At 55.2% G+C, this 19,951-nt stretch carries 19 protein-coding genes and 6 pseudogenes; 14 read left to right on the top strand and 11 right to left on the bottom strand.

What is annotated here, in order from left to right; genetic code table 11:
* Positions 1-2: 2 nt before the first annotated feature.
* On the top strand, positions 3-662 hold the full coding sequence (locus QRN85_RS21255) for a winged helix-turn-helix domain-containing protein (protein WP_162726811.1): 660 nt from the start codon (positions 3-5) through the stop codon (positions 660-662).
* Between the two features lie 179 nt (positions 663-841).
* Here the strand turns inward: QRN85_RS21255 and QRN85_RS24575 are convergent.
* A pseudogene (locus QRN85_RS24575) lies at positions 842-1,555 on the bottom strand (IS5 family transposase).
* A 304-nt stretch (positions 1,556-1,859) separates the two neighbouring features.
* Here QRN85_RS24575 and QRN85_RS21245 point away from each other — a divergent pair.
* On the top strand, positions 1,860-2,324 hold the full coding sequence (locus QRN85_RS21245; RefSeq protein ID WP_062590616.1) for a nuclear transport factor 2 family protein: 465 nt from the start codon (positions 1,860-1,862) through the stop codon (positions 2,322-2,324).
* Positions 2,325-2,326: 2 nt separating this feature from the next.
* A complete protein-coding gene (locus QRN85_RS21240) occupies positions 2,327-2,947 on the top strand; it encodes a TetR/AcrR family transcriptional regulator (RefSeq protein WP_284760010.1) in 621 nt (206 codons plus the stop codon).
* A gap of 210 nt (positions 2,948-3,157) precedes the next feature.
* Here QRN85_RS21240 and QRN85_RS21235 read toward each other — a convergent pair whose 3' ends face one another.
* Positions 3,158-3,376 (bottom strand): Y4oE-related protein, encoded by a 219-nt coding sequence (locus QRN85_RS21235; RefSeq protein WP_156462153.1) that lies wholly within the window; start codon positions 3,374-3,376, stop codon positions 3,158-3,160.
* A 309-nt stretch (positions 3,377-3,685) separates the two neighbouring features.
* On the opposite strand from QRN85_RS21235, the gene QRN85_RS21230 reads away from it, so the two are divergent.
* The 3 genes from QRN85_RS21230 (at position 3,686) to QRN85_RS21220 (ending at position 6,499) form a co-directional block, all read left to right on the top strand.
* Complete coding sequence (locus tag QRN85_RS21230; RefSeq protein ID WP_284760009.1) at positions 3,686-4,426, top strand: winged helix-turn-helix domain-containing protein; 741 nt, start codon at positions 3,686-3,688, stop codon at positions 4,424-4,426.
* Between the two features lie 107 nt (positions 4,427-4,533).
* Positions 4,534-5,742, top strand: a complete 1,209-nt coding sequence (locus QRN85_RS21225; RefSeq protein WP_284760008.1) for an 8-amino-7-oxononanoate synthase family protein — start codon at positions 4,534-4,536, stop codon at positions 5,740-5,742.
* A gap of 61 nt (positions 5,743-5,803) precedes the next feature.
* The gene (locus QRN85_RS21220) at positions 5,804-6,499 is read left to right on the top strand and encodes an autoinducer binding domain-containing protein (RefSeq protein ID WP_284760006.1); all 696 of its coding nucleotides are present in this window, start codon (positions 5,804-5,806) and stop codon (positions 6,497-6,499) included.
* Between the two features lie 126 nt (positions 6,500-6,625).
* On the opposite strand, the pseudogene QRN85_RS21215 reads toward QRN85_RS21220, so the two are convergent.
* Positions 6,626-6,742, bottom strand: a pseudogene (locus QRN85_RS21215) (transposase domain-containing protein); the annotation flags it as partial.
* 68 nt (positions 6,743-6,810) lie between these two features.
* On the opposite strand from QRN85_RS21215, the pseudogene QRN85_RS21210 reads away from it, so the two are divergent.
* Positions 6,811-7,208: pseudogene (locus QRN85_RS21210) on the top strand ((R)-mandelonitrile lyase).
* Positions 7,209-7,444: 236 nt separating this feature from the next.
* On the opposite strand, the gene QRN85_RS21205 reads toward QRN85_RS21210, so the two are convergent.
* Positions 7,445-7,834 (bottom strand): winged helix-turn-helix transcriptional regulator, encoded by a 390-nt coding sequence (locus QRN85_RS21205; RefSeq protein WP_112965002.1) that lies wholly within the window; start codon positions 7,832-7,834, stop codon positions 7,445-7,447.
* Positions 7,835-7,915: 81 nt separating this feature from the next.
* On the opposite strand from QRN85_RS21205, the gene QRN85_RS21200 reads away from it, so the two are divergent.
* Positions 7,916-8,647, top strand: a complete 732-nt coding sequence (locus tag QRN85_RS21200) for an SDR family NAD(P)-dependent oxidoreductase (protein WP_113170932.1) — start codon at positions 7,916-7,918, stop codon at positions 8,645-8,647.
* A 151-nt stretch (positions 8,648-8,798) separates the two neighbouring features.
* Here QRN85_RS21200 and QRN85_RS21195 read toward each other — a convergent pair whose 3' ends face one another.
* The gene (locus QRN85_RS21195; RefSeq protein WP_284760002.1) at positions 8,799-9,164 is read right to left on the bottom strand and encodes a hypothetical protein; all 366 of its coding nucleotides are present in this window, start codon (positions 9,162-9,164) and stop codon (positions 8,799-8,801) included.
* A gap of 926 nt (positions 9,165-10,090) precedes the next feature.
* On the opposite strand from QRN85_RS21195, the gene QRN85_RS21190 reads away from it, so the two are divergent.
* The gene (locus QRN85_RS21190) at positions 10,091-10,909 is read left to right on the top strand and encodes an alpha/beta fold hydrolase (RefSeq protein ID WP_112963894.1); all 819 of its coding nucleotides are present in this window, start codon (positions 10,091-10,093) and stop codon (positions 10,907-10,909) included.
* Positions 10,910-11,164: 255 nt separating this feature from the next.
* Here the strand turns inward: QRN85_RS21190 and QRN85_RS21185 are convergent.
* The 3 genes and pseudogenes from QRN85_RS21185 to QRN85_RS21175 form a co-directional block, all read right to left on the bottom strand.
* A pseudogene (locus tag QRN85_RS21185) lies at positions 11,165-11,320 on the bottom strand (IS3 family transposase); the annotation flags it as partial.
* Positions 11,321-11,428: 108 nt separating this feature from the next.
* Positions 11,429-11,851 carry a response regulator gene (locus QRN85_RS21180; RefSeq protein ID WP_284760000.1) on the bottom strand — a complete coding sequence of 141 codons (423 nt, stop codon included), beginning with the start codon at positions 11,849-11,851 and terminating at the stop codon, positions 11,429-11,431.
* A gap of 173 nt (positions 11,852-12,024) precedes the next feature.
* On the bottom strand, positions 12,025-13,473 hold the full coding sequence (locus QRN85_RS21175) for a PAS domain-containing protein (RefSeq protein WP_112963892.1): 1,449 nt from the start codon (positions 13,471-13,473) through the stop codon (positions 12,025-12,027).
* Between the two features lie 195 nt (positions 13,474-13,668).
* Here QRN85_RS21175 and QRN85_RS21170 point away from each other — a divergent pair, with 195 nt between their 5' ends.
* The 4 genes and pseudogenes from QRN85_RS21170 to QRN85_RS21155 all read left to right on the top strand — a co-directional run bounded on the left by QRN85_RS21170 (position 13,669) and on the right by QRN85_RS21155 (position 16,405).
* A complete protein-coding gene (locus QRN85_RS21170) occupies positions 13,669-14,043 on the top strand; it encodes a VOC family protein (RefSeq protein WP_284759998.1) in 375 nt (124 codons plus the stop codon).
* Positions 14,044-14,096: 53 nt separating this feature from the next.
* A complete protein-coding gene (locus tag QRN85_RS21165; protein WP_082469826.1) occupies positions 14,097-14,282 on the top strand; it encodes a DUF2256 domain-containing protein in 186 nt (61 codons plus the stop codon).
* A 24-nt stretch (positions 14,283-14,306) separates the two neighbouring features.
* Positions 14,307-14,792 carry a VOC family protein gene (locus QRN85_RS21160; RefSeq protein WP_122069087.1) on the top strand — a complete coding sequence of 162 codons (486 nt, stop codon included), beginning with the start codon at positions 14,307-14,309 and terminating at the stop codon, positions 14,790-14,792.
* A gap of 966 nt (positions 14,793-15,758) precedes the next feature.
* Positions 15,759-16,405: pseudogene (locus QRN85_RS21155) on the top strand (tyrosine-type recombinase/integrase).
* A gap of 77 nt (positions 16,406-16,482) precedes the next feature.
* Here QRN85_RS21155 and QRN85_RS21150 read toward each other — a convergent pair.
* The 3 genes and pseudogenes from QRN85_RS21150 to QRN85_RS21140 all read right to left on the bottom strand — a co-directional run bounded on the left by QRN85_RS21150 (position 16,483) and on the right by QRN85_RS21140 (position 19,161).
* Positions 16,483-17,160 carry a hypothetical protein gene (locus QRN85_RS21150; RefSeq protein WP_284759996.1) on the bottom strand — a complete coding sequence of 226 codons (678 nt, stop codon included), beginning with the start codon at positions 17,158-17,160 and terminating at the stop codon, positions 16,483-16,485.
* A gap of 320 nt (positions 17,161-17,480) precedes the next feature.
* Positions 17,481-18,317 (bottom strand): annotated as a pseudogene (locus tag QRN85_RS21145) (alkene reductase); the annotation flags it as partial.
* Between the two features lie 55 nt (positions 18,318-18,372).
* On the bottom strand, positions 18,373-19,161 hold the full coding sequence (locus QRN85_RS21140; RefSeq protein ID WP_284759995.1) for an SDR family NAD(P)-dependent oxidoreductase: 789 nt from the start codon (positions 19,159-19,161) through the stop codon (positions 18,373-18,375).
* Between the two features lie 111 nt (positions 19,162-19,272).
* Between QRN85_RS21140 and QRN85_RS21135 the strand changes: the two genes are divergently transcribed.
* Complete coding sequence (locus QRN85_RS21135) at positions 19,273-19,821, top strand: TetR/AcrR family transcriptional regulator (RefSeq protein WP_284759994.1); 549 nt, start codon at positions 19,273-19,275, stop codon at positions 19,819-19,821.
* The last annotated feature ends 130 nt before the right edge of the window (positions 19,822-19,951 follow it).

Below are 19,951 nucleotides of genomic sequence, written 5' to 3'. Positions count from 1 at the left end.
GAATGCGTCCTATCATCGTTCACACCACCGACCCTGAACTTTACCTCATACTCCGATACGTGCTTCAGCAGGCAGAGCATACGGTAGAAATTGCCTCAAGCATCGACGGGATAGTCGCCAAGACTGAGACGATGGCATGTAAGGGAGCAGCCATACTGGCACTCCCTGCATGTACTCTCATAGCCGCAGCAAATCGGCTTCAAGTTCATCGCACACATTTGGACTTGGTCGCTTTTCCGTTTGCCGAAGAGCGCTTGGCTTATGATGCAAATCAACTCTTCGACTTTGTGATCAAACGCCCTTTCGAACCGCAAGAACTTTTGGATTTTTTGCGCAGTGACGAAGTTGAACGTGGTGACCCACGCGGCTCAGAAATAATTCGCTTTGCTGATGTCCAGATAGATGTTGCGGCAAGACGGGTGAAGCGCGGCAGTTCTCGGATTGAACTTTCTCCACTTCATTTCCGGCTCCTGCAGCATCTCGCAGAAAACGTCGACCGCGTCGTCAGCCGTGAAGATCTTATTGACGCCTGCTGGCCCGCGGGGGCGAACGTCGAGCCCCGGACTGTAGATATTCACATTGGTCGGATAAGGCACAAGCTGTGCTCAGGTGGCAGCGACTTGATCAGGACCATTCGTGGAGAGGGCTATGTCCTCGAATAATGCCATTGCTCGAAAGTTGTTCAGTACGATATCCGTCATACGATAAGTTGACTACGCCCGTGCGTATGCCCGATGCGGTCATCGAGTGGATAGTTATTTCACGCAGTTCGCCAGCGTGCCTCACGTCTTGATGGGCAGTGAACGCTGCCGCGGAGCTAAACTCTACAAGTTTGAGTCTTCTAGGCCCTGTTGACAAAGTATGGCAGCCATATCTTTGCGGCGGCCAGGGCAAGGAATGCTGAGAAGGATGTTCGTGTCTTGTCGTATCGGGTCGCAACGCGACGGAATTGCTTGAGGCGATTGAACATCCGCTCGATGCGGTTCCTGTCCTCGTAAACCCTGAAGTCGCAGACAGGCGGGTTCTTCCGGTTGGCCCTCGGCGGAATGACTGGTCTGATCCCATGGATCAGGAGTTCCTCGCGCAGAAAATCACCATCGTAGCCCTTGTCAGCGAGTAACAGCCTCGGCTTGCCGACTGGTATCGCCAGCAGGTCAGAAACAGCATTGTGGTCGGAAGCCTCTCCGCCTGTCAGGATGGAGCCGAGAGAGCGTCCCTGACCGTCCGCGCGGGCGTGGATTTTCGTCGAAAAGCCGCCACGTGATCGACCAAAAGCTTCCTTAAAAGTCCCCTTCAGCGCCCGCAGCCTGAGAGTGGCCGCGAACTAAGGTGCTGTCGATCATGTGCTGCCGGTCATCGACCAGCGTTTCAAGCAGTGCATCCCACACCCCTTGTTCCGACTAGCGGCGGAAGCGCACATAGACGGAATTCCACTTTCCGTAGCGCTCATGCATGTCGCGCCAGGGCCGCCGACCCGCAGAACATGTAGTATGCCGTTCAGATATCGTCGATTGTCATGCGCGAGCCGGGACTTTCTACCACGCTCCGCCGGCAAAGCCCTTGAATCACGCTTCCGCTTATTTGGGAATCAGCTTGTGTAACAGGACTTGGGCCGGATTTACTCCGTCTTCAAGAAATACCCTGTTGCGTACGGCCTCCCTCGCGATCGCACTAGAGTGAGAACGCTCCGGCCTGGTCGGGCAGCGTCCGCCAACGAGTCTACCACGTGCCGCTCCAAATCGATCTCAAACAGCCAGACGGAAGTGCCGCTTGACAACGGTACGGTCATGCGTGATTTTACCGATCGGTAAACATGGTACCAATCGGTACAAAAGCCTCAACTAGACAAGGAACTGAAGATGTCACGTCCCCCACTTCCCCCTTTCACTCGCGAAACCGCCATCGAAAAGGTTCGGCTGGCCGAAGACGGCTGGAACACTCGAGACGCGGCCAAAGTCGCTCTGGCGTATACGCTCGACACCCGCTGGCGGAACCGCGTCGAGTTCGCCAGCAATCGCGAAGAAGCTCAGGCATTTCTGATACGTAAGTGGAACAAGGAGCACGAATACCGCCTCATAAAGGAGCTTTGGGCTTTCACCGATAACCGCATCGCGGTACGCTACGCGTATGAATATCGCGACGATGGCGGCCGCTGGTACCGCGCATATGGTAACGAGAACTGGGAATTCGCAGAGGACGGTCTCATGGCGCATAGACACGCGAGCATCAATGAAATGCCTATTGCTGAAAGCGATCGTCTGTTCCACTGGCCTCTTGGCCGTCGGCCGGATGATCACGCCAGCCTCAGCGATCTGGGCCTCTAATCATGGCCCGCATTGTCGCTGAAAGAGCCGACGTCATAGCCCCGTTGGCCGAAGTTTTCCGCGAACATGGCTACGAAGGCGCAAGCCTTGCCTTGATCGGCAAGGCTACTGGTCTCGGCAAGGGCAGCCTCTACCACTTCTTTCCGAACGGAAAAGAAGAGATGGTGCGGGCCGTTCTCGGCGAAATTGGCCAATGGTTCGAGGATGCCGTATATTCTCCGTTGCGTAACGAGAGCGATGTTAATGGCGCCATCTGTGCGATGCTCGCCTCGACGGACCAATATTTCAAGTCCGGCAGGCGCGTTTGCCTCGTCGGCGCCTTGGCAGTGGCCAATACGCGTGACCTCTTCGCGCAAGCCATCCGAGGTTATTTCGTAGCTTGGGTGGACGCATTGCAGTCAGCGCTTATTCGGCAGGGCCGTGAAGCCGATCAATCGCGCCTCCTCGCGGAAGAGGCAGTTCTTGCCATACAGGGAGCAATCGTACTTTCTCGGGCATTGGACGATCCGGCCGTTTTTCAACGGGCTATCGACCGTTTCCGGAGACGGTTGGTGATCGAAAGCGATGCCTCTGACAACGAAGGCACCGACGTTTCACCGCAAAATGAAGGTCGGCTTGTCTAAGATTAGCGGAGATCACAACACAACGCGGAGCGGAAGGATTTCGGACAATCCTGCCACTCCACGAGCGGTCAAAGGCCAGCGGCAGGAGTTTCGACAAAGCGTCCGCAGGGAGATGGGACAAAACTTTGTCAATAGAGCCTAGCGAACCGCAGCGAAGGGTCGCATCATCATATAGCCTTGATCAAGAACTCAGGAATTTGCCACCTAAGCCTAGTTGATCGTCGTGAGCTTCTTGAATACGGCGGTCCAGAAACTGAATTCTTCTGCGTCACCTTCAAGGCGTGCATCCAGGGCGCAAAACGCAACAGCTGTGGCTGCCTGCTCGCCGAACACGCACCGAACGAAGTCAGCCGCTGAGTTGAGACGCGCATCGTTCACTCGATAGCGGGGACCGCGTGAATGTCTCACCGTGTAGCTCGAATATGTCATTGTGCCTCCTACGCCCAGACGCAGGATTTAGGATGGAGCCGGGCGTTTTGGCTCATAAATGAGATACAGGCAATTGCTGTATTTTCGCCCCTTGGCTCCCCGCACCGTGACTTCAAACATTTGATAAGTGACACACCGCGTAAGCTGACGCAGATTTTGATGTCACAAATTTGTGGGAATTTCAACCAAAGTTAAATTTTCAGATGATTTCTGGTAGTTAAAATCGTTCTGTAAATGGAATAAGCGATATTCTCGAATATTTTGTGACATCAAAAAATGATGCGCATGGGTAATGCTTGCGAGGAGATCATGGCCGAGAACACGACTGAGTGGTTGAGGATAGCCGTCTACACAAACAATCCGGACTATTTCGCCATCCTGAAACATATTCTCAACGGCGCGGGCTTCAGCGCTCTTCTGTGCAATCGAAAAGATCTGGAAGAAAAATTGTCGGTCTGCTGCGTTGCAGGCATCGTCTTGGACGCGGAGGTGGACGATGCAGTCAGCATTTGTCGGTTGGTCAAGTCCAGGGATGCCAGCAGAACTCTGCCGCTTCTTGCTGCAATCCCCAATGGAAACACTGAACTCTATATGTCGCTGATGAGGGAGGGTGCGGATCAGTGCCTTATCCGGCCCTTTTGGCCGCCACATCTCGTAGCTTTCCTGAAAAGCCTAAATCACCCCCTTGGAGACCAAGGCGATCGATCGGCAATGAGTGAAGCATCTCACCTGGGGCCAATCGAGGTTGACCACAGCCGAAAACAGGCAATTGTTTACGGTAAGTCACTGCATCTCGGTCCAACCGAATTTAAAATCCTGTCGCACCTGCTGACCGACCCAGGCAGAGTGTTCAGCAGAAAAGATCTGATCGAAAACGCTTGGCCACCCGAAGTCTACGTGCAGTTACGGACGGTAGATGTACATGTCGGTCGACTTAGAAGACAACTTCACACTGCCATTGGTAGAAATGTCATCCGGACAGCCAGAACCAGCGGCTACGCTATCGAGCTCGATATGCACGAAGGGGGTCTGCCATCGACCGAAATATAAAATCTGGCGTCGCAAAGGTTTCATTTAAAATTCCGATGCCGTTCGTTGAACGACGTCGATTTTAGCCGAAGCTCCTCAGCATGTTAAATTTGCGGAGGAGCCAACCGATGATGACCGATCACCCCAAACGCAATACCCGAGATCTCATCAATCATGCGCAAAGCTATTTCTCAGCGGCTCACAATCAGGGCCTGATGGCACTCTATGCCACCCCCGGTGAAGGTCGTGCTGTGGACATAATTTACGATGGCCAGTCGGTGCGCAGGGTGATCGATTTTGTAAGATGCTCATATCTTGGCCTGGACAATCATCCAGCCATTATCGAAGGTGCTATCGACGCCCTGAAGAAGTACGGCACTCTCCACTGGTCTTGCGCTCGAACCCGGCTTAATTTTGCTATCCTTGCTGATCTGGAAGAACGACTCTCCAGTCTTTTTCAAGCGCGCGTTGTCACGTACACCACTGTGCTTGCGGCCAACATGGGAGCTTTACCAATCATTGCGTCGGGACACCTCACGTCGGGGAGGAAACCGCTCATGGTGTTCGACCGTCACGCTCACGCAACGCTCGCCTTTCACAAAGGTACTCTAGCGCTCGAAACACGCGTGGAAACAATCCCTCACAATGATATGAACGCGCTTGAAGACTTATGTCGTGCAAACGAGGCGGTGGCTTACATCTGCGACGGCGTTTACTCGATGGGCGGTAGCGCTCCGATTGCTGAGCTGAGGACACTCCAAGAGCGATATGGCCTTTTCCTCTATATCGACGATGCCCATGGAGTTTCAATTTGGGGCAAGACGGGTGAGGGGTTTGCGCGCTCGCAGTTGGCAGGACGACTGCACGAACGGACAATCATAGCCGCGTCTCTGGGCAAAGGTTTTGGCGCTTCGGGAGGGCTGCTAATGCTCTCGACAGCTCGGCAGGAAGAGCTGTTCCGGCGATACTCGGTAGCACATGCTTTTTCCGCCTCGCTCAATGTCGCAGCGATTGGCGCTGCGAATGCCTCGGCTCAGCTTCACCACACGGATGTGTTGGCCCATCGACAAGCTGTCCTCCAAGCGAATCTCGCAATATTCGACGATCTAATCCAGACGCAGCAAAGCGGTGCATTGCTCCCTATTCGAACGATCCATCTGGGGTCGGAAGATCGAGCCGTATCCGTCGTACGGCAGATGCTGGATAATGGGTTTTACACCTCGGCAATATTCTTTCCGACAGTTGCCAAGGGACGGGCAGGCGTTCGGGTTTGCCTTACCGCGTCCCACCACGGAGCGGACGTTAGACGGCTCTGCGAAGCTATCTCTAAGTCGTGATGTTACCCTTTAAGGCACTCGTCATGAAAACATCACTCAATCGTCCCGGGAGAGCCATAACATGAATGCGTGGTTCACCAAGCTGCTCGACGTGACAGCGCTGCCAGGCGCCGCAGATCAGATATGCGAAAGGATTGTTCAACTCACCACGGAAGGGGGCTTCTCGTACTTCTGTTATCTCAGGCTCAAGGGCGAAACCATCGACTACAAGACGAATTTGCCTCCTGATTGGCAAGAAACGTTTCTGACTAAGCGACGCATACTCCAGGACCCGGAAGTCATAGACGCACGGCGGCGACGCGTGATCTATTCCTGGTCACAAGAGAACCAACTGAAAGATTCCACTGAGCCGGTCAAGTCAATGCGCAGCGTGTCGAAAAAGTTAGGTATCCGGAGCGGAGTGACCGTACCAATCGCTACCGGCTTTGGCCATCAAGTGATTTTCTCGCTGTATTCTCCATCCGAAGTGCGACGAGACGTCTCCGATACAGATCCAGTGCTAGCGGCCACAGCAGTAGCGCAGCTTCATGCCCGCCTGGAGCACGTGCGGACACGAACAACGGCTGCGAGACTGAATGCGAGAGAGGCCAGATGCCTTCGTTGGATCGCTGAAGGAAAAAGTATTTCGGTCGTAGCTGATCTGGAAGGGCTATCTTATGGGGGTGTTAGGTTCGTCATCCAAAACGCGAAGGAAGCACTAGGAGTAGTATCACTCCCTCAAGCGACGGCGGCGGCAAAAGAGCTTAAATTGATATGAGTGATCGTAACCAGGTTTATGGCCATTGCGGGAGCGTTGCGGAGAGCGCTGTGGTTGCGCTCGATCGAAATCGTGGAACCGCATCGGGCACCTTAACCGTAGTAAGCCTCCGGTGACGGCCGCAGGTCAGGCCGCTTGAGCGTTGATGGTCGGCGGTATCCTGTTCCAAGGAAGCAGTTGCTCCAGCTTGGTTAACGGGGTGTCCGCAATGCGGGCAAGAACGTCGGCAAGCCAAGCATGCGGGGACTTTATCGGATTTTATGGTCGACAAAAGCTCATCAATAAATTCTAACACTGGAAAGGATTTTCCAATGGACATCAAACGAAATGGCTTCAAGCCGTCAGCAAAAGGTCCGGAAGATTGTTTCACTGGAATTGTACGGATTGATAGTCCGGTTCAGGCAGAAGACCCGTCTAGGGTCGGTGGTGCGACCGTCATCTTTGAATCAGGTGCCCGTACCGCATGGCACACTCATCCCCTTGGACAAACCTTGCTGGTTACCTCGGGGCTTGGATTGGTCCAGCGCGAAGGTGGGCGATAAAAGGATTTCGTCCGGGTGATGTTGTTTGGTTTCCACACGGCGAGAAGCATTGGCACGGCGCAACGGCCACGACTGCCATGTCCCACATAGCCATCAACGAATTCCAGGACGGCCGGGCGGTAGACTGGATGGAGAAGGTTACGAACGATCAATATCTCGGCAAATAGATGTTAGCTCAGCACCATTGGTCGCGGGACTCTCAAGCCTATCGTGATGTGCTTATCAACGGTGGTCAGGAAATATCCGTTCTGCGGCTTCAGACAACGCTGTTGGTCGTGCAAAGATCGCGCAGGACTCCAAAAAGAAGAAATCAGGCGCATGTCTTACGCGAATGATATCGCTAAGACCAAGTGATAATTGTAAAGTCGCTTCTGCCCTAAATGCGCTGACACCGAAGCAATCATCAACGATCTCTCATATTGTCATAGTGCAAAGTTGCAGCCTCGACCTTGTCCCCATTGGCTGCTGCCCACGAGCACAACGCTTCGAATGGCTCCCGCAGTGAGTGCCCCAAGGGCGTGATTGCGTATTCAACGCCAATTGGCTGCGTTGGAAGTACGGTTCTGGTCACCAGACCGTTTCGCTCAAGTCGTTTCAAAGCGTCGGCCAGCGCCTTGTGTGTGATCCCGTCAAGACGACGCTTGATTTCATTGAAGCGTGAAGGTTTGGGACAGATCACTGTGAGGATCATGATCGTCCATTTGTCAGCAATTTTATCTAGCACTGGCCGAACCAGCGGCATGTCGCAGAGTGCTCGCTGGGAGAGGTGTTCGAGGTCGGTATACTCGTCCATATCTAGGCTATTCCAAGTGCGTAATTGATATCAGATATCTACCGTATATCATTTGATGACCATGTAGTGAAAGGATTTACGATGGCTCGAATGAACAATAAAGTGGCACTGGTCGTTGGCGGCGCAAAGGGTATTGGCCTTGCTATTGCAGAGCGACTTTCTGCAGAAGGCGCGAATGTCTTCATCACCAGTCGCAGAGGTGAAGATGCTGAAACAGCTGCCCAAGGGATCGGCAATGGCGTTGTCGGCATTGCCGCAGACGCAGGCTCTCCAGAAGACATGGTCGCTGCTGTCGAAACCGTCCGCAAAGCATACGGTCGTGTCGATGCGCTTGTTTTGAATGCAGGCCTCTCGGAGCCTTCAGAGATCGCCAAAATAACGCCTGAGCACTTCGACCGCCACTTTGACGTCAATGTCCGAGGTATGGTGTTCGGCTTCCAGGCGGCTCTCCGCGCCATGACAGAAGGCGGCTCGGTCGTGCTCGTTGGCTCCATTGCCGGAAGCGCGGGATACGCGGGTTATGGTACCTACTGCGCGACCAAAGCAGCGGTTCGCTCCTATGCCAGAACCTGGACAGCAGAACTCGCTCCCAAAGGTATTCGCGTCAACGTAGTTGCACCCGGCCCGACAGATACGGACATGATGGCTTCTGTCGCAGAAGACACACGCGCGGCGATTGTCGCTCCGATTCCGATGGGCCGTATGGCACGACCCTCAGAGGTCGCTGCAGCCGCCTTGTTCTTGCTGAGCGATGACGCGAGCTACATTGCGGGCGCTGAACTTTGCGTGGACGGGGGCCTGCTGCAGGTCTAAGCCGCCACCGACACGCGGCACCCGATCTTGAATTGGTCGGGTGCCGCACGATCTGCTCGACTCATGTTTCGACCGGGCTCACTCGTGCCATGATTGGAAGCTCATCGGCACTATGCTTTCAGACGGCTTTATCGAATGCGTCTGCCTCTGTTTAAGTAGTGAAGGTGAATGTGATCAGCTCACTGTCATCATCTTGGCGGATACCCACCGCCGTCACAATTAAGCGAGCGATTTCATCTTGAGCTTCACTTCCCGTCCGAGATGCATTTACCGCTTTCTCGACAGCCGGTGCGAACACTTCACTGATCACACCCAGACGCATGTTGTGTTTCATGATGATATCCCGGTCTTCGATGATCGCTGCCTGTTCCGCTTTCGCAATTCCGGCGTTGTCCATTGCAGTTATCGTGGCATTCGTCGCGAGCCGGATCGGACCCTCGTCGAGCCAACGGTCAACCATCTGCTGGAACTGCTGCATACGCGCAGCGGGTATCGTTTTCTGTACAGTGATCGACATCTGCATTCCTTTGTCAGCTTCCGTGCATACCGATGCCTGCGCCTTGGATCAGGGACCGGCTTCGCAACCATCAGGCTTGTGCAAGAGCGGTGTAAGAGATCAAGTAGCAAGCTTCAATGGGCTTTTGTTACGTAGTGGACGACGAGATGGGCCTGATTTCGAGTTAGAGCGACGCTACCATGTCGCTTTCTTCACGAGTTTTCTGGTTGATTTCCGCAGAACGTGAGACTTGCTAATGGGAACTGACTTGATCGACGAGCTTCAGGCCGTCATCGACTCGTTTTGGGCTCGAACAAAACTGAGTGACAGTGTTAGCGCAGAACGTTCCAGTCGAGATTTTGGCTACCCGCATGTCGAAGTGGTGAAAGGGAAGTTCGACATAGTCATAACGGAGAGAGGTCAGGAAGTTCAGCGGTTACCACGACTGAGCATGATGGAAGCGGCAAGGTGGTATCTTGTGCAAATGGCGCGGGAGCAGGCTAGCAAGCTTGAACTGAGTTTGAGAACCAAGCCGGAAGATGCCCGCCTTTACCGTGTGGATTGGTTGATGACGGGTACTCGCGGTGGAATCGGATGGCTCCCACAATTGAGATCATGCATCGTATATCGCCCGAGTTCGGAAAATGGACCTGTGACGACTTCAAAAACACTTTACTCCGTTCTCCGCTAGAGCATTACGAGAAGCGAACTCAAGATATCCGTTACCGGGCGACGGGCCATCCAAAGACAGCGATGATTAGAGCGTTCTGCCTCGCTCTGTTCGTTTTTTGGGTGGCGATACCTGCGATGACTTCTGTGCGCTACAGTACAATCCAGTATCAAAGTGCAGAACCCGCCTCACCAATCTCATTTAGCACCTGCCTCTATCAAGGAACCATATATGCCTTGGCAGGATTTACCGGTGGCATCATCAAAGGAGTCACCAGATGGCATTCATCGAAGCAAAAGACGGTACAAAACTGCATGTCAAGGATATGGGGCAAGGCCGCCCTGTTCTCTTGATCCACGGCTGGCCGCTGACTGGAGACATGTTCGAATATCAAACCGTTGCCCTGTTGGAGTCTGGCTTCCGCGTTATTACCTATGACCGCCGCGGTTTTGGTCAGTCAGGACACCCGGCGAGCGGCTACGATTACGACACCTTCGCCGATGACCTTGCAGCCGTAATCGATGGCCTTGAACTTCAGGGCGTCGCCTTGGTCGGTTTCTCCATGGGTGGTGGCGAGATTGCCCGTTATCTTTCACGCCATGGCGCGTCAAAAGTATCTAAAACCGTTCTCGTCGCCTCAGTCGCCGGCTATTTGCTTAAGGATGAGACCAATCCTGATGGTGTAGATGTCAGCGTCTTTGAGGGCATGAAATCGGATATTCGCAAGGACCGTTTCGAATTCTTGCAAACCTTTGCCAAAACGTTCTACGGGGTCGGCTTCGTTACGAGCCCGGTCAGCCAGGGCGTACTGGATTGGTCCTTCGTTCTTGGCGTCATGGCAAGCCCGAAGGCCACAATCGACTGCGTTGACGCATTTGGCAAGACGGATTTCCGACCGGATTTCGCCGCTTTTACAGTTCCCACGCTCGTCATACACGGGACGGGCGACAAGACGGTGCCAATCGACCCGACAGGTCGTGCCGCAGCAAAGGGTATCGCCGGAGCAAAGCTGATTGAGTATGATGGTGAGCCTCATGGGCTGTTTGCCACTGTGCCAAATCGTTTAAACCAAGACCTGATCGAATTTCTCGCTTAATTTGATCGGTGGGCGCACATATAGTGCGTCCGCCGATTAGGGGGCATACTTCAGCGTAACGGAATGAAGCGGAAAATCTGTTTCGCTTGCAAGTTAAGGCTCGTTGAGGCAAATGCGCACGTTAGCGATCCGACTTCCTGTAGGAGCGAGATATCAAAATAGATGGCTGAAGCCAAAAAACACTAACGCTCCCTGGGCTACATCGCCAGTCGGGTGCTCCGGTCAGCCCGTGACGAAGCCAGCTCCGATGGGACACCGACGTCGCAACACGGCAATTCTGTCCTCGCCGCGAAGGCCCTCCAGCACAATACGGATTTTGTCCTCGGCCGAATGATGCTTGAGCGCGGCGCGGCGGATGTCCTTGATCGTCTTCTCGGCCGTCCATGTCTGCGGCCCGGATTTTTGTTTCATCTTCGCTTCCTGTGAATGAGCTACGATGAGCCAAAATCCTCTCTTCTCAATTAAGCCAGTTCTGTCTCAGGGGCGCTGATCAGGGACACAGTAGAATGCTACGCCGGGTTACCAGGTCGAGGTCGCCCGCTGCTTCAAAGGCTGGGGCTTCTTTCCGTCTGGTAGCAATTCCTGAAGATGATCGTAAACGACATCCGCGCTGAATGGCTTCTTCACGAATCTTGCCTCTTGAGGCATTTCTCCCTCGCTAGGTTCGATCATACCTGAGGCGACGATGATCCCTATATGCGGCCAGGATGCGTAGCATTGCCGAGCGAGGTGGAAGCCGTTTAGCTCGCCGGGCGGCATCTGCACGTCCGTAAACAGAAGCTGGATGTCCTCGCCGTGTTTCTGGAGAACCAACAATGCCTCCCCGGCGTTCGCCGCTTCCAACACCCTGAAGCCAGCTTCCTCAAGGATATCCACCGCGTCCATTCTGATGAGGCCATCATCATCGACTACGAGAGCGTAGGGTGTGTTTTTGTCGGACATGCGAGGGGATCCTTTTGACCTGTTCGCAGACACAACGCGACGTCATCAAGTTCGATCCATTCTCGTCAGCCGATTGATTGAACACCGATTCTGTGGAGCGCGGGACAGTCGAATCCGGTCTCTTGTTACGAAGCGGATTTCCCGGTGCTTTTGACAGGGATCACTTGTTTTGATCAGTCCAGTGGTACCCTCGCTATGAACGACAGCCCTGAAGGATCATATGCTACGGTCGCCACACCGCCTGCCTCGCTCGCCAGAAGCCGTTGGATCAACTGTGTCCCGAAGCTTGTCCGAGCTGGTGCAACGACGGGCGGCCCACCACGTTCTCGCCAACTCAGCGTTAGCTCACGGCCTGTGGCGTTCGTGTCGATCGACCATTCAATTTCGACGACACCACTCTCGTTCGACAGCGCGCCGTACTTGGTGGCATTTGTCGCCAGTTCGTGCATGACGAGTGCATAGGCTGCCGTGAGATTGGATGGCAACTCGACCTCTGCTCCAACGATTGAAAACCGCGAATGGTCCTCAACACCGAACGGGGCGAGCGTGCGCCTGACGAGCGTCCGAAGCGATGCTCTGCCGAAATCCTCATTGACGAGAAGATCGTTGGCAGTGGCCATCGCATGTATTCTCGCCGCCAGGGTCGCTCCGGCGTCGTCCAGGGAGCCGGCTCGCCTGATCGTCTGCGATACGATCGCCTGCAGTGACGCGAGCGTGTTCTTCAGACGGTGGCTGAGCTCCCGAGCCAGAAGGGCGCGGTGACCCTGCGCCTCCCGTCTCGAGGTGATATCCTGTGTGATGCCTGTGATGGATAACGGCGTGCCGTCTTGTGCGTAACTCGCCTGGCCCCTGATCTGAACCCATTTGAGCTCTCCGGCAGGCGTGACCAGTCTATACTCGGCTTCAAGGAGGGATCTGTCTTTCACGGCTTGATCGATCGCCTCGATCTGCAGAAGGCGATCCTCGGGATGGATCGTTTCCCGCAGGTCATCCAGCGTAAGGGGTTCGTTGGGTGTTCGACCACATATGGATTTGCATTCTGCCGAGGCGGTCAGTTCTCCCGTGACAAAGTCGATGGTCCATATGCCAAGTCTTCCGGCCTCGAGGGCCAAGCGCAGACTTTGTTCGCTAGCGTCAAGTTCGGCGGTGCGCTCCGCGACTTCTCTCTCGAGGTCGGCTTTGCGCCGCTCAATCGCGGCCAGTTCCTCAAGCTCGAGTGTCACATCCTGCTGAGACGCAACGAAGAAGGTGACAGCTCCGTCTTCGAATACGGGGGAGACAAGCAACCTGTTCCAAAAGCTGCTTCTGTCTTTGCGATAGTTGAGAAGATCGACCTCGATTTCTTCGTTTGCGGCGATGGCAGTCCTCAGGCGCGCGACGGATGCCGGGTCTGTCGCCTCACCCTGCAGGAAGCGGCAATTCTGGCCAACAATCTCGTTTTCAGCGTATCCGCTCATCGCGATGAATGCGGCGTTGGCGTATACGATGGGGTTGTCCGTAAGCCTTGGATTGGTGACGACCATCGGCGTCCGCGTCGTATTGACCATGGCAACGAACGGACCAGCGGCGGCCAGGGATCGTTTGAGTTCGTCTGCGGAAACTTGGTCTTGCTTTATATCCATACAGACGCCTTCGAGCACAGGTTTTTTCCTCTTTTAAATCGACCCCGGAAGCAAGTCCATAAGGCCGGGCAGCCGACACCCGTCATCATTTCGTGTTGAGACTTCAAGGATTTCGGACCTGCCACTACGAGACGCGCCGTTCCTTTGCTGTTAAGTTCGGGCCTTGCGTCCCTCAACAAGCACAGGACATGGACGATGTTTATGCACGTAATGATTGGCAGCAACGATCTGGAGCGATCGAAAGCTTTCTACGACGCCACCTTCGCTGCCCTTGGCGTCGGGCCAGGTGAAATCGATGCCAGAGGGAGGCTTGTCTACATACATGCCGGAAGCCGCCTTATGGTAACAACGCCGATTGATGGGAAACCAGCGACGGTCGCCAACGGTGGAACGATCGGTCTTGTCGCTCCAAGCCCTGCCCATGTGAAAGCATGGCACGACGCGGGGACAAGCCACGGAGGGAAGTCGATCGAGACACCGCCGTCAGAGCGTCCTAATGGCTCATTTGTCGCCTATCTTCGTGATCCGGATGGAAACAAGCTCACCGCGCGGACGTTGCCGTCGGCTTGAGTTGGCCATGCACGGCGAGGTCCTGTCGCGATGAAAACTGTCTGGAGTAACGGATGCCGAAGCGTCGTGAGAAGTCGGACCTGCCCACTAAGATCTGTCCGGTCTGTAGTAGGCCGTTCTCATGGAGAAAGAAGTGGGAGAAGACCTGGGACAACGTGAAGTTCTGCTCCCAACGATGTCGAGAGACGAAAGACAATCGTAAGGCTATTGAGCCGTCGTTAGCTCGGGCACAGACGTAACTGCTCAATATATGAGGAATAGAAATGGCCGAAGATGCAGGCGTAATAGCTGTGGACCACACCGGATTCTCGGTCGCCTCGTTGGAGGAGGCGATCCAGTTCTGGACTGAGGCGATGGGTTTCGATCTTGCTCGCCAAGGAGAGATGGGTGGCGAGTTCCTACGGGAGGCCACGGGGGTTGACGATCCGCGCTGCCGAATGGCGCTGGTGACAGCTCCAAATGGCTACCCTATCGAGCTTCTCGAATATTCGACAGGCAGTACGCTGGGGGAGACACCTCGGAGCGCGGGTGCAATCGGCGCCGCGCACATCGCCTTTACGGTTACTGATATCCGCAGGGCGATCGCGCGGGTCGAAAGGGCGGGGTGGGCCGTGAAGGGTTCGCCGCAGCCGATACCGGCCGGACCCCGACGCGGAACATTGGTCGCGTACATCTCTGGCCCGGATGGCATCACCATAGAGCTGATGCAGCCGCCTGTTCAACATTCCCGCGTCGTGCAACGCCTTTAGGTCCGAGGAAGCTGAACCTTTGTGGGTCTTGGTGCATGGGCCAAGCGCCAAAGGTTGTCTCGAAACTGCGAAGTCCATGGCCGGGTTGCGCGAAGAGCGGACATCTTACCCAAAGATTCCCGAATGGAAGTTCCGCTAAACGTGGGGACGACTTTGCCTGCAGTCACGTCGTGGATGCCCTGCAACATCGAGTATCCCTTATCATGGGGCAGGTCATCTTGCCGGTGAGCGCGGTGACCGCAGTGCCTTCGCCGGAGTCGTCGTGCGATCGGCTATGACGACCCGCTAGGGGTGTTTGTATTCTGTCCGGAGGTCGGCAAGCACGCTCTGGTTGGCGTAAAATAACTCGAGCTTAGATCCTTGTCCAATGCCGGCAACCTATTGCCAACGTAGGTATTTTTCTGCGTTAAGTATCTGTCGGCGAACGACGTCGAGGGATGGTTTCGGTCTGCTGTAGCTGTCCCAAATCGCTATTGGCAGGTGCAAATGATGACATTGCTGACCGGTGCCCATCCGATCCTCACCGGCGAAATTAGACAGCCCGCCGAATTCCCGGAAACAAGTACAATCGACGTCACTTGGGATTGGTCGCACGTTATTAGGGGAGGAGAGGCAGACCACCCCTTTCTTCCGCCAAAAAGACCGTGAAATTATAGTTCAGGTGGCACGGGGTATGGAAGCCGAAGCATTTTTGAAGACCTTTGGACTGACCCGACCATGGGCGCCATCGTGCGGAACTTGCAGGAATGCCGGCGCGCTTTCTTCAGCTCTATCGTGGCAGCCCCGCCTAAGTCCACCTTTTAGGTACCCTGCTACTGGCACTAACAGCTCTTATCGCATCATGAGGACGACAGTCGTCGCATGAACTGGACAGGTTGTACATCCTGGCTTTTCCGTCTTGGGCCACACAGCGACAAGCGTGCTATAGTCCGACTGCCTGACGGAGGCGACGCGGGAGGCTTTGGCATGGACACCGCCGTACTGCGTAATCGATATCCATGGAACAAGGGAATCCTGGTGGGGCAGAAGCGTCCACTACAGCCAAAGAACGTGTGGTCGATCCGCGTTCGACTAGAGATGAGCGGCGCGATCCGGGAACTGGCGCTCTTCAACCTCGCCATCGACAGCAAGCTTCGCGCTCGTGACCTCGTCAAGCTGAAGGTTGAGGACTTATGGTCCGGTAGTTCGATCCGAGATCGAGCGACCATCATCCAAAGAAGACGAAGAGGCCCGTCCAGTTCGAGGTCACCGAGCAGACCAAGATCGCGCTCGTGGCGTGGCTTCCCTTTGTTCGAAGGAACGGCAGCAGCTATCTGTTTCCGAGCATCCGAAAGACGTCGCAGCATCTGTCGACAAGGCAGTATGCGCGGATTGTCCAACGATGGGTCGGGTCAATCGGGCTCGACAGCAGGGCCTATGGCACTCACTTCCTGAGGAGAACCAAGGCAGCCCAGATTTACAAGAAGACGGGCAACCTTCGAGCAGTCCAGATTCTGCTCGGCCATGCCAAGCTGGAAAGCACCGTCCGTTACCTTGGCGTCGAAGTCGACGACGCCCTTAGAATTGCGGAGCAGATTGAGCTATACCTATCGGCTCGTGGCCATCGGCACTAGCCGGTGGTCTCTTTCGCGCCTTTGCGGTCATTGCACTGTGAAGGACTCCCGTAGGTCGAGAGCCTGATTTGCGGCAATCACGGGCGAGTGTAGGGTTGACGCCCAAAGAGATATAGCGGTTCGCCCTGCCAGGAAACTGCCACCCCATCATTTAGCTCGTTCACTGCGCGGTAGAGTGCCGCTATGGGATCAGCGGAAGCTTCTACACCCAGCCGCTTTCGAATAGCCTCCCTTGCCGCGCCGGGCGTGGCGATAGAATAGCCTCCGGTCTCATATGGCCACGGCTTGTTCAATGCCTCGTCCAAGCCCCATTGTTGAACGTAGGCAGCCCAAGCGGCTCGCGTTTGCTGTAAATCTGGTTCACCAACAAACCTCAACGCGTCCCGCCAGCTTGGTAAGCCTGTGGCTATTGCGACGAACTCGTTAAAATCGGACGCAACTATCCCAAATGATCCCTCAGAGTCGATGAGAAGAATTCTTCCGTCCGGCATCAGGTTGAACGATCCGCCACTACCATCCATTGCGAACTGCTGAGATCCTTCGGGGGTGATTATAAATTCGTCCCCATCGATTTGCGGCGGCTCCCCTAACTCTAGTTCAAAAATCGAACCTATCTCAAGTTCCAGTGCAGATGCCTCGATTTTTTGGATAATCTCGCTTCTTGTCATCGCTCCTCCAAATGCTGAAATGTGCCCCAACGTCATCGCAGCGATGACACCGGAGAGCGCCAGTGCCAGTGCTTTTCGTGCCCTCATGACAATTGTTATCCTTTTTTGTTAACGCCGGAACAAGCTTCGTTGCGCGAACACCATGACCGCTTAAGGCCTACTGCAGACGCAGGTTTCGCGGATTCTAGGTTGCCGATCGTGCATTTGGCGAGAGAAATTTGTACCGAAAAGTTGTTTCCCAACGTTTCCACCGCCTTTGATCCCAGTCTTTCGTCTTGGCATAAGTTCCATAATATATCTTACGCGATATTTCTATGTAGCCGCAAAGTTAAAGTGTCCTGTTTCTGCAAAGCTGGAATGTCACACTCCCCGGGTCTGATTGACACCTGGGAGATTGCAGACAAGCCGTAATCGAAGGGCGCGACGTCGCGCGGGCCGCCGGTCGCACCTTCTACGACATGAATGTAGGCGATGCCGAGAGTATCGAGTTTATCGACGATGTATTCGTATTGGGTCTGGGGATCGCTGCAGTAAATCCCGTTGGCGGGCGAAACCGGCGAAATGCGCATGCCTACGCGCTTCGCGCCGATCTCCTTCGCCACTGCGGCGGTGACTTCGAGCATGAGACGCGCGCGGTTTTCCACGGAGCCGCCATAGGCATCCGTTCGAACATTGCACCGTCTTTTGCGAACTGCTCAAGCAGATAGCCGTTGGCTCCGTGAACCTCGACCCCATCGAAACCAGCTTCAATGGCATTAGCTGCTGCCTTGCGGAAGTCGTTGACGATACCGGCAAGCTCATCAATCTCAAAGGCGCGGGGCTCGGACACATCGACAAAGCCATTGTGACAAAGGTCTTGGTCGCCGCACGAATGGCCGATGGCGCCACTGGCAGGCCGCCATTAGGCTGCAGGTCAACATGGCTGATGCGACCAACATGCCAGAGCTGCATGAAAATGCGCCCACCCTTTGCGTGTACAGCAGCCTTCACCTTGCGACAGCCGTCGATTTGGTCCTTCGTGTAGATGCCGGGCGTGTCCTGATAGCCCTGGCCCTGCTGAGAAATCTGGGTGGCCTCGGAAATAATCAGCCCTGCAGACGCGCGCTGGGCGTAGTATTCGGCGGTGAGGTCGCCGGGCACGAAGCCGCGCCGGCGCGATTGCGGGTGAGTGGCGCCATGACGATGCGGTTTGCAAGCGTGATAGCGCCTAGACTGGCGGGTTCGAAGAGCGTGGTTTTTGTCATGATATCACTTTGATATTTCTTCTGACGAGGCGTGGGTTCATCGAGTTCTGAAAGCTCACACCGGCGTGCGATAGCGTTCAGCGGGAAGCGCATTGGCGAGATTGCCGAGCATGGCTTTGCGCGCCCCATCGAAGGCGTCCCACTGGCCGATCTCGTGCAGCGGCGGGATGGTCACCAGTTCGCGGCGGTCGAAACCGACAAGGGCTGCATCGACAAGATCGCCCACTTCCATGACATTGTTCATGGCATTGACGTCGGCGCCGACGTGATCCCAGATCTCAGTCCGGGTCGTGGCGGGAAGCACAGCCTGAATGTAAACACCCTTCGGTCCGAGCTCTTGCGCAAGTCCCTGTGACAGGAAAAGGACGAAAGCCTTTGTCGCACCGTAGACGGTCATGCCGAATTCCGGGGCCAGGCCGACGACCGAACCGATATTGACGATAGCGCCCTCCCCTGCCTTGGCAAGACGGGGAGCAATAGCGCTGGAGAGCCTGACGAGTGCCGTTGCGTTCAGCGTAACGAGCTTGATCATGTCATCGACGCTCTGGTCGACGAAGCTTCCACCGATCGCCGTTCCGGCATTGTTGACGAGAATGCCGATGCGCGCATCGTCACGCAGCCGGGTCTCAACTTTTACAATATCCGCCGTCTGGGTGAGATCGGCCGGGAGGATGTCGATCGTCACGCCGGTTTCCTGGCGCAGACGGCTTGCAAGTGTCTCCGTGCGCGTCGCGTCTCGGGCGACCAGCACGAGATCATGGCCGCGGCGTGCGAACCGTTCGGCATAGGTGGCGCCGATGCCAGTGGAAGCACCGGTAATGAGGACTGCGGAAATTTGGCTCATAGGATTGCTCTTTTCTCTGATTGAACCTATATTCATGATAATCATCATGATTGAATTTAAATATGATCGACATCATGTAAATGTCAACAGGTGTTGCGGAGAATTTTGTAGATGAAGGTCAGCCGAGAACAGATGGCGGAAAACCGTCGCCGGATTCTGGATGTCGCGAGCCGGTTGTTTAAGGACAAGGGGTTCGATGCGGTCAGTGTGGCCGAAGTCATGAAGGCAGCCGGACTGACGCATGGGGGCTTTTACGGACACTTCACATCAAAAGATGATCTTGTGGCCCAGACGCTTGCACAGGCGCTGGCATCTGACAGTGTCGGAGACGGCGAGTTCAACAGTTTCGTCCGCTCTTACCTCGCACCTCGTCATCGGGATAATCCCGGTAATGGATGCCCGACGGCAGGCCTCGCCGCCGCTATTCGTCACCAGACGCCAGCCGCAAAAGCCGTCATGACAGAAGGATTGCGCACCCAAATCGCGCGTATCGAGCGGGCGCTGCCGGAGCAAGGTGCAGCCGAAAAGCGCCGTGCAGCGATCGGAAGCTGGGCCGCAATGGTGGGAGCCGTTATCCTTGCCAGAGCGGTCGATGATCCTGAATTGTCTGACGAGGTTCTTGAGCAGACGCGCGCTTGGATCGACACCCGTGTCGGCTAGGGCATCCGAAAGCGCACAATCTGCGCAGTCGATCCGGTAAAGGCCAATGCTCACCACCACGAGGAGCGATCTCTCCGGAAACATCTGACGTGCCGCGGCTTAATGTGACCATTCGATCGCGACACCCGGA

It is taken from the genome of Agrobacterium sp. fls2-241-TYG-188a (assembly GCF_030209845.1).
This window is presented reverse-complemented; position numbering and strand designations above follow the sequence as displayed.